The sequence below is a fragment of the Phaeovulum sp. W22_SRMD_FR3 genome (assembly GCF_052113705.1).
Lineage (GTDB): Bacteria > Pseudomonadota > Alphaproteobacteria > Rhodobacterales > Rhodobacteraceae > JBGQOG01.
In genome coordinates, this window is sequence record NZ_JBGQOG010000040.1 from 1 (window position 1) to 9,713 (window position 9,713).

6 protein-coding genes and 1 pseudogene are annotated in these 9,713 nt (G+C 57.0%); 6 read left to right on the forward strand and 1 reads right to left on the reverse strand.

The window, feature by feature from the left end; all coding sequences use genetic code 11:
• The 6 genes from ACEN2S_RS22805 to ACEN2S_RS22830 form a co-directional block, all read left to right on the forward strand.
• On the forward strand, positions 1–636 hold a 636-nt coding region (locus ACEN2S_RS22805), incomplete at its 5' end, for a site-specific integrase (RefSeq protein WP_441870882.1).
• 208 nt (positions 637–844) lie between these two features.
• Complete coding sequence (locus tag ACEN2S_RS22810; protein ID WP_441870885.1) at positions 845–2,776, forward strand: HsdM family class I SAM-dependent methyltransferase; 1,932 nt, start codon at positions 845–847, stop codon at positions 2,774–2,776.
• A complete protein-coding gene (locus ACEN2S_RS22815; RefSeq protein ID WP_441870888.1) occupies positions 2,773–3,750 on the forward strand; it encodes a restriction endonuclease subunit S in 978 nt (325 codons plus the stop codon). The genes ACEN2S_RS22810 and ACEN2S_RS22815 overlap by 4 nt, the downstream gene beginning before the upstream one ends.
• A 114-nt stretch (positions 3,751–3,864) precedes the next feature.
• Positions 3,865–7,260 (forward strand): AAA domain-containing protein, encoded by a 3,396-nt coding sequence (locus ACEN2S_RS22820; protein ID WP_441870891.1) that lies wholly within the window; start codon positions 3,865–3,867, stop codon positions 7,258–7,260.
• A 482-nt stretch (positions 7,261–7,742) separates the two neighbouring features.
• Entirely contained in the window at positions 7,743–7,958 is a 216-nt protein-coding gene (locus ACEN2S_RS22825) for a hypothetical protein (protein WP_441870893.1), read from the forward strand.
• A gap of 270 nt (positions 7,959–8,228) precedes the next feature.
• Positions 8,229–9,503, forward strand: coding sequence for a hypothetical protein (locus tag ACEN2S_RS22830; protein WP_441870896.1), 1,275 nt, complete (start codon positions 8,229–8,231; stop codon positions 9,501–9,503).
• 6 nt (positions 9,504–9,509) lie between these two features.
• On the opposite strand, the pseudogene ACEN2S_RS22835 reads toward ACEN2S_RS22830, so the two are convergent.
• Positions 9,510–9,713 (reverse strand): annotated as a pseudogene (locus ACEN2S_RS22835) (DUF2190 family protein); the annotation flags it as partial.

A 9,713-nucleotide genomic window follows, 5' to 3' on the forward strand; every position in this document is an offset into this window, starting at 1 on the left:
CTGTGGAAGATGCGCCCCGACAATCCGACCTTCGGATTCCGCCGACGGCCCGAGGTCGCCCGTGACCGGTTCCTGTCCTTCGAAGAAATCGAACGCCTGGCGAATGCGCTGGCCGTCGACGAGGACCAGCGCGCCGCCAGCATCATCCGCCTTTGCATGCTGACCGGCGCCCGGCTGGGCGAGGTCCGCACCGCCACCTTCGACCAGTTTAACCTCGACCTCGCCATCTGGACCAAGCAAGCCGCCTATACCAAGCAGCGCCGCATCCACCGGGTGCCGATTTCGCATGAGGCCGTTGCGCTGATCCGCCTGCGCAAGGAAATCGTGCCGAAGGGCTGCCCGTTCCTCTTCCCGGGCGACGTGCCAGACCAGCCGGTCGGCGATCCCAAGCGCTTCTGGCCCAAGATGCAGAAGGTGGCCCAGATCCCCGACGTCCGCATCCACGACCTGCGCCACACCTTCGCCTCGCTGCTGGTCTCGGGCGGCGCTTCGCTGGAAATGATAGGCCGCCTCCTCGGCCACACCCAGATCGGCACGACTCAGCGCTACGCACACTTGATCGATGCACCCCTGCGGGCCGGGGTGAACGCCGTAGGCGAGACGCTGAAGCCGCGGTTGCGGGTGGTGGGGGAGTAACTCTAAGGGAAGGACGCATGTTTGACCGGACTTTGCACTGTGATGCGTAACCCAAACTCTGGTTGAGGCACCAACGTGCTGCGTAAACTCGCACACGGCCAGCGAGATCTGACAACGGATTGGGGCAGCGATCAATCATTGCTCTTTGTTGAACCGCGCCAGGCTTTGTGGTCAAAGGGTCGGAACAGTGCGACTGATCGGGACGGGTATGGCCAAGAACGAAAGAAAAACCGAGAATATTGTTCGTGACTTGTTGCGTGAAAACGGTTTCTACGAAGAAACCTCAGACCTGCAGGTTGAAGAGCAAAAGAGCAACATTGAGGCAGTAAAGAGACTGTTGAAAGCTGCAAGCAAGAGCGGCGGCGGCGGCATGGGTTCACCCGAATTCATAGTCTCCGCGCCCTCTACACCAGACTTTGTCATGATTGTAGAGTGCAAGGCTCTAGTTGCAGATCACGCAAGTAGCACGATAAGCGCCATTTTTGGAGGATCGGAAATCGATGAGGACGCAAGCATTTATGCAAAGCGTGTTCAGAAGTTCGCCGTCGATGGTGTGCTCCACTATGCACATGCTCTGTCTCGAGAATTCAACGTAATTGCAATAGCCGTAAGTGGCGAGACCAAGAAAGGTGCAAAGTTCTCAACCTATCTCTGGCCAAAGTCAGGTCCGAAACCGAAAGAGCTGACTGCTCGAGATGGGGCGCAAATCGATAAAATTATTCCCTGGGATGATTATCTCAGTTCTGCAATTTTCGACCCCCAAGTCCAGAAGCTCAGATTCGATGAGCTTATGGCATTTTCTACAGAACTTCATGACTTTATGCGAGACCACGCGAAACTGACGGAAAGTGAAAAGCCGCTCCTAGTAAGTGGTACACTGATCGCTCTTCGAAATAAGGCTTTCTCCGCATCGTTCGGTCTCCACACGCCAAGCCAGCTTCAAAAGGAGTGGATGAGGGTCATTCAAGAGGAGATACAAAAAGCCGACATTCCGCAGGCGAAAAAAGATAACATGACCCAACCCTATTCGAGCATCGCCGTCCATCCTGAGCTTGGAAAAGCAGCAAAAGGTTATCCAAAGGGCGTAATGTTTGAGCTTATTGACCGACTCAACAAGAAGGTCTGGCCATTCATTAGTGTTTATCACGATTTCGATGTCGTTGGGAAATTTTACGGTGAGTTTCTGAAGTACACCGGCGGTGATAAAAAGGCTCTTGGTATTGTTCTTACTCCAAGGCACATCACTGAACTTTTCGCGCTTCTGGCAAACGTGAATAAGGGCAGTAAGGTTCTTGATATATGTGCTGGAACCGGCGCCTTTCTTATCTCAGCGATGCATCAGATGTTTCGCACTGCGGTGACTGATGACGATCGTGAAAAAATTAGGAAGCACGGACTTATTGGTATAGAGCAGCAACCCAATATGTTTGCACTCGCTGCCTCCAATATGATTCTGCGTGGTGACGGAAAGGCGAACCTCTACCAGGGTAGTTGCTTTGACGAGGCAATTACTAAGGAGGTTAAAGCCCACGGATGTGATGTTGGGATGGTAAATCCTCCCTACAGCCAGGCTGATAGTGACCTGCATGAACTCAGGTTTGTCAAGCATATGCTTGATTGTCTGCGCCCCGGTGGCACTGGGATCGCAATTGTGCCTATGTCTTGCGCCCTTTCCGCAAATCAATTGCGCGCGGAAATTCTGAAAGAGCACACACTCGAGGCAGTTGTGTCGATGCCCGATGAACTATTTTATCCCGTTGGTGTGATTACTTGCATCATGATCTTTACTGCTCACAAGTCGCATGCGTCGGAGGGCAGAAAGACATGGTTTGGCTATTGGAAAGCTGATGGATTCGAGAAGACAAAGCATAAGGGACGGGTCGACCTTTCTGACGCTTGGCCAAGAATCCGAGACCGTTGGGTGGAGTCATTCCGAAACCGTGAGGTTCATCTTGGAGAAAGCGTGACTCAGAAGGTCGTGGCTGAGGACGAGTGGTGTGCTGAAGCATACTTGGAGACTGATTATACTTCGATTCGCAAAGAGGATTTTGAGCGTGTTGTAAGGAACTATGCGATTTATCGATTGGCCGGACGGAAGAACCTTTTGACCTCTGAGGCTGATGGAGAAGAAGACGAATGACGGTCGCTCTCAGTGAGATTTTTGATGTCCGTTATGGACACTCGTTGGAACTAAATAGACTGACTAGGGCTCGGTTCGGAGAAGGCGTGGCATTTGTTTCACGAAAGATGGGAGACAACGGCATCTCCGCGTTTGTAGAGCCGATCCCTGGAGTCGATCCCGCTCCGGCTGGTGATCTCTCATGCGCTCTCGGTGGCAATGGTGTCTTGACGACACATCTCCAAGAGCAACCATTTTATGTTGGTCGAGATGTGGCATTGCTGCGTCCAAAGGTGGAGCTGAGCAAGTCGCAGATCCTCTTTTATTGCTTTTGTGTAAAGGTTAACAGATTTCGCTACAGTTATGGTAGGCAGGCAAATAAGACTCTGGGCGCCATTCAGGTGCCGGCGGTTTCTGCGATACCTGATTGGGTCGACTCAGTCGATCTCGATATGTTTAGTGGGGCCGATAGTCCGAAGGTTAGTGGTGAAGTTCTGCCTGACCTTCACGGGAAAGCGTGGGGACTATTTGGAATTAAAGATCTGTTCGACCTAAGGAAAGGTCGCCGCCTTACCAAAGCTCAATTGAAGTTGAGACCAGGTGATGTTCCGTTTATTGGGGCGATTGACAACAATAATGGTCTGTCTAACTTTGTCGACGTTGCGATACACGATGGTTGCACGATTACTGTTGTTTATAACGGCGCAGGCGTAGCTGATGCCTTTTTTCAACCGGTTCCATTTTGGGCATCAGATGATGTCAATGTCCTATATCCCAAGTTTGAGCTTTCTGCTGATATCGCGCTGTTCCTCACAACCGTGATCAGGAAGGAGAAGTATCGATTTAGTTATGGTCGCAAGTGGCACCTCGAGCGAATGTTGGAATCGCAAATACATCTTCCGGTGGACGCCAAAGGAGAACCTGATTGGGTCTTTATGAAGGGCTATATTGCTTCGTTGCCATTCAGTAGTCAAATTTATGGGGAAGTGGATTAGTGGGGTCCTTTCTCGATGCTTGCTGTCGTCTTCGCAACGGCACTCCGTCGCATGTGTTTTGGCAAAGGCTTGATGACCAAGGGCTTTTAGGTGTGTCAGTGAAGCATTCCAGTTATGGCTAGCATCCTCGCAGAGTTGAGTTACTGGCGGACATCGCTTGCCGACGGTGCGCTCGGCGAGGGTAAGTTCACGCAAGCCGACCGCAAGCGGTTTGTCGACGTGCCGAGTGAGGCGCTGAAGACTGGCGTTTTGCCGGGCGAGGTTGTGGAGCGTGTGTTCCGCGGCCAAGCTTCGGCCAAAGCGTTGGGCGTTCGGTTCTGGCCCTTGGTGATGGCGCGGAAGTCCTCGCATGGGGCTGTACGCGCGGGCGGCCTGCCGGAGATCGTGGCGCCCGTGGTGACCGAAGCGACGGTTGATCGGGCTGGGCGGATCACCCCCACTCGAAATGCCCTGGCGCGCGATCTCCTGACACCTCTGCCCTCCGGTGAGTTTGCCATCGGATCGGTTGACGCACTGGATTCATTTCTGACGGAAAGTCCCTTGCCGGACATGGCAGGCGAGGGCGCATGGCAGGAATATCTTGGTCATTGCCGCAAAATGGTCGACGCGGTTTCGCAGGGCTGGCCGCGTGGCGATGCGGATTACCAGCCGATCGGTTTAGGGTTTCTCGAACTCGCCGAAGATGCCAACGCCACGGTGCGCGGCATCCTTGATCTCTACGACAAGCTCCTCGCCGAAAAGCTCGCTGCTCCGTTGCTTGGGCAGATCGCGCAGCCCAGAAATACCACTACCGGCCTAGACCACCGGATCGAGCGGGAATTCGCACGCCGCCTCGGGCATTCGAACGCGAGCTTCCCTCTGGCAGAGCATCAGAGGCAGGTCTTGGCTTGGCTGGACGCGTCCTCGCCGGGCGAGGTCATTGCCGTGAACGGGCCGCCGGGTACCGGCAAGACGACCATGCTGCTGTCGGCGGTTGCCGGGCTCTGGGTGCGTGCCGCTTTGCGCGGCGATGATCCGCCGGTGATTGTGGCCGCGTCCTCGAACAACCAGGCCGTGACGAATATCATCGACGCCTTTGGGAAGGACTTCGGCAAAGGTGAGGGGCCTTTTGCCGGGCGCTGGCTGCCTGAGGTGGAAAGCTTCGGGATGTTCCTCGCGTCGCATTCGCGGCGACTGGAAGCGGCGCGCCGCTACCAGACCGAAGAGTTCCAGACCGAGCGAGAAACGGTTGCCTACGTCCAGCGCGCAAAGGAAGCGTACCTGCAGGCCGCCAAGGACGCGTTTCCTGCCATGCCGAACCCAGATGTCGCGTCGGTAGTATCGGCCCTTAAAAACCGGATGGCAGCCGAGGTCGAGAAGCTTTCTCGCATCGATAGCGCAGCCAAGGCACGCCACGCGGCAACTGAAGCCCTTAACACGCAACTTGGCCCTGACCCGGAAGCAATGGAGGCTAGACGGGTAGAAGACGTAGCCCAGCGCACCGCAGCGCTTGAGAAGCTGCGGGAGGCGAGGGCGGCGCTAGATCGGTATCTGGCTTCGGAGTCCTCGTTGACAGCGGTCGTTGGGTTCCTTTCTTCGATCAAAGAAAAGCGCGCCTTGCGTGCCCGGCTGGCGATTGGCGATCTCTTGCCAGGCTTGGAGAACGCAAAGCGCGTCAGCGAGATCGAGGATCGGGTCAGGACCGAACTGGGATCAACAGAGGACGCGCTGAAGGCGGCTGAACAGGCCCTGCTCAGGGCGAGGGCCCTGCGGCGCGAGTTCCTTGAGGCGGAAAGAAGCTGGGAAGCGGCGGCGTCTGCCGTCGGCGGTGGCGATGACATCGCTGAACTGGAACGCCGAGCAGACCTCGAAACCCGCTTTCCGTTGTTCCTGTTGGCAACGCACTACTGGGAAGGGCGCTGGCTTCTGGCGATGGAGGCCGACCTTGCCGCTATCGTTGCGGCGAAGGGCAAGAACGGCAAGGCGACTGTCATTCCCCGGTGGCATCGTCGGATGATGTTGACGCCTTGCGCCGTGGCCACCTTCGCCAGCCTGCCCGGCAAGATGACCTATACGCGCCGCGACGGAGGGAAATGGGCGACCGAGTACCTGTTCGACTTCATCGACCTCTTGATCGTCGACGAAGCTGGTCAGGTTCTGCCGGAAGTCGCCGGAGCATCATTCTCCCTCGCGAAACGTGCCCTTGTCATCGGTGACACGCAGCAGATCGAACCAATCTCGTCGGTGCCGCGACCGGTTGACGTCGGTAACCTGCGAAACTGCGGGCTGCTGGGTGGTGAGGCCGACATCGATGCGCTTGCTGCTCGCGGAATTTGCAGCACCACCGGCAGTGCCATGCGCCTCGCGCAAGAGGCCACCCGTGTCTCACCATATGCTGATCTTGAGAAGGGGCTCTACCTCTTCGAACACCGGCGGTGCTACGACGAGATCATCAGCTTCAGCAACGCCTTGTGCTACAAGGGAAAGCTCCGGCCACTGCGGGGAAAGGCCCCCGCAGACGCAGGACTTCCGGCGCTTGGGTATCTCCACATCGATGGTCGAGCGGTGACCTCGGGCAGCAGTCGGGCCAACCTGCTTGAGGCCCAAACAATCGCCGCCTGGCTTGACGAAAACCGCGCTGGCTTGGAAGCCCGCTATCTTAGGCCACTTGAGCAGATCGTTGGGATCGTCACACCTTTTGGCCGACAGGTGCGCGAAATCCGCGATGCTTGTGCCAGCCGGAGGATTTCGGTTGATGGGCGCGAAGGCATGACCATTGGGACGGTCCACGCCCTCCAAGGTGCCGAACGGCCGGTCGTGATCTTTTCCCCCGTCTATTCGAAACACGCCGACGGTGGCTTTACCGATGCATCGCCCAGCATGCTGAATGTCACCGTCTCTCGGGCCAAGGATAGCTGCCTCGTCTTCGGCGACATGGATGTGATGGCCGCGGCCCAGACCGGATCGCCCCGTTCGATCTTGTCGGAATTCCTGTTCGCCTCAGAGACCAATGCGCTCGAGTTCGCGGCCGAGCCCCGGACGGACCTAAAACAAGGAAGCGGCCAGATCCAGATGCTGCGGGATGCCGCCGGGCACGATGCCTTCTTGCTGGACGCACTTTCGGCGGGTGGGCGGCGCTACACGATCGTCAGCCCCTGGGTGATCGCGGGCACTATGGAACGCGTCGGGCTGATCGCCGCCTTCGAAGGGGCTATCCGCCGAGGTGCTGAGATCGATGTCTTTGCCGACCCCTTGCTCAACGAGGGACCGGCCGCCGGTGGCCTAACCCAGATGGAAGCGGTCGAGAAGGTCTTTGCCAGGATCGGGGTCCGTCTCCACAAGCTGCCGAAGTTGCACAGCAAGATCGTGGCGATCGACAGCGATGTTCTGTGCATCGGGTCCTACAACTGGCTGAGCGCCGATCGGCAGGGCCAGTATGCCCGGCACGAGACGTCATTCGTCTACCGCGGTCAGCACCTCGAGGACGAGATACGGACGATTGTGGGTAGCCTGAAGCGCAGGGAGAAATAGCGAACGGTGGGGCAGGGCGGAGATTTCGGGTCAACAATAGGTCAACCTGCCGACCGACTTCGTTCACCGTTTGGGCTACGCCTTCTTCCTACGAATGCGGTTGAGAGCGGCGAGGTAATCAAGTGAGATCAATGAGTTGCCGCGTAAGTGGTTGAAATCAAAAGGTCCGATGTTCTCCTTTTGGTCCGACTCATAACCTGAAGGTCGTAGGTTCAAATCCTACTCCCGCAACCATACTTTCTAACAATATATCAAAGGCTTAGGCCGATGCAGAGCGCCCCATGGGGCGCTTTTTGCTTTGCAACTCAGAACAACACATTCCCCAAAGATTCCAAACGCTTACGTCCAGTCCCGATTCTTACGTGCAACACCCATGCGACACGGAAACTGCCAGAAGTTCGCGGGACGTTCCGTGTCCGGCTGAACTTGACCACTGCGCAAAGCAGAGCCGTTATGCCCCCGAAACCAACTCGGGGACGATCATGCCCAAGACCAACGACGCCGCGCTGGATGCCTTCATCGCCGTCAAGGCCGAAATCGACGCGCTGCTGGCACGGCTGGTCGCGCACAGCGCCGAACACTTCGGCTACAGTCCCGATGAGGTGAACTGGGGCCATGTCGGCACGCTGGACCACCACCGCGCCCGCCTTCGCGAAATCTCTGACATGGCGTTCCAAGAGGGACAGGGTCTTGAATAAGGTCCTCGGCCAACTTCCTGCATTTCTGCAATCACGAGTGGTGACTAATTCTCCGTTGACGCCGCAAAGAGGATACCTGATCTTCCACGGATGCTCCCATTCTCAACAGAATTTCCCGTCCGTGCCAGTCCGAACCGTGCCGCCTTCGTCTCCGAAGTAGTCGGCTGGTTGCGTGGTATGAGGCATCAGACCGTACTCTCCAGCGCTTCGGAGGCGGAACTGGATCGTGCAAATGTCCATGTACGTTCGGCTATCGGCGAAGAACTCCGGATGCGGGAGCTTCAAACCTCTGACGGGTGGTCTGCCATCGGCGCACGGCATGACTTGCCGGACGACTTGGGACGGGTGTGGCGTACCGAATGTGTTCTGCGGCGCGGGGCGGCAGAGGGTGGGCAGGATCTTGTACGTCTTCGCACCCAGTGTATCGCGACCACTGCTGGGGCAAGACTGGAGACGCCCAGAAAACCCTACCTCATCAAGGCTCTGCTCAAGAACGGTTGGGGAGGCAAAGACCGCCAACTATCGGTGTCAGATGCTCCCGTATGGCTGAAAAGCGATAGCGAAGGCCTCTCAACGGCGAGTTCGGTGACCATGGGTGATGCCACAAAGTGGCTGCCTGTCGTGTACGTTTCCGCGACAGGCAAGTCGACGTGGGTCCTGAATCAAGCTGAGATCGAAAAGCTGGCCTATGATCTCGGCGGTATTGCGCACGTCGTTGTGGAACCAGACCGTGCGTTCTCGTTTTCTCTTCGCGAGCAGACTGACGCAAGGAATGCCTACGGCGGTACTTTGGCTTTGTCGGCGCCGGGCCAAGGCATTGTCAGAAGATATTACATCGGATGGCAAATCGAGGATGGGATCGAACTGGCTGCAACGATACGGGAGGCGGCAGCAAGCCTTCGGAGCCAGATGCCTTCCTTTGGGTGGGACTGGACCGAACTTCAGGAACAGGCCCTGCGTGCGCAGCGGTCAAGTGAGAAGGCCCGGCTAACAGCGTCTGAAAGCGAGCAGCTGTACCTCGAAGAGATCGAAAACCTGCAGGACAGGATAAGTCAACTCGAACAGGCGCTTGTTGCCCGGCCAGCCGATAGTGTGGGAACCGATGAGGGAGAGTTCTCGGCCGACAATCTCATTCGTCGGATCGGGCCCGAAATCTATTCCGGCGAAGTTTCGGACCGACTGCGCTTCGCTGCCAGAACAACGCTGGCGGTCGCTGATCGGATCGGACTGGATACACGCTCCAAAGTGATTCTACAGCGCGTTCTTGATCGGCTTCCGTTGTCGCCCGCACTTGCCGAACTTTCGCAGGACTTGGCGAGAGCAACAAAGGACCCGAAACGCGTTGCAAGCGAATTGACTTCTCTGCTGGCGCGACACGGCTACTCGGAGAAATCCGATAACAAACACATTCGGATGGAAGCCAATGACCTTTTCGATGGCCTTGATGCCATCACGATCCCAAAGACGCCGAGCGATCATCGAGGCCTGAAGAACCTGCGGTCGCAAATTGAACGCACGCTCGGCATTACCAAGCTTGACGGATGACATGTGTCACGCCGCCACCGTCCCCATGCTATCCAGCCGCACAGCGCCGCTGGTGATGCCGTTCCCCGCAGCCCCGCCCGCAACGCCCACTAGGAAGCGACAGGTGCCGGGCACGTTAAAGAGGTTGCCGATGATCATCCCCTCGCCGAAGTTTATCCAGCCCGCGGGAGTGGCCACGGTGATAACCTCGCCTTTCTGAATATGGTTCTT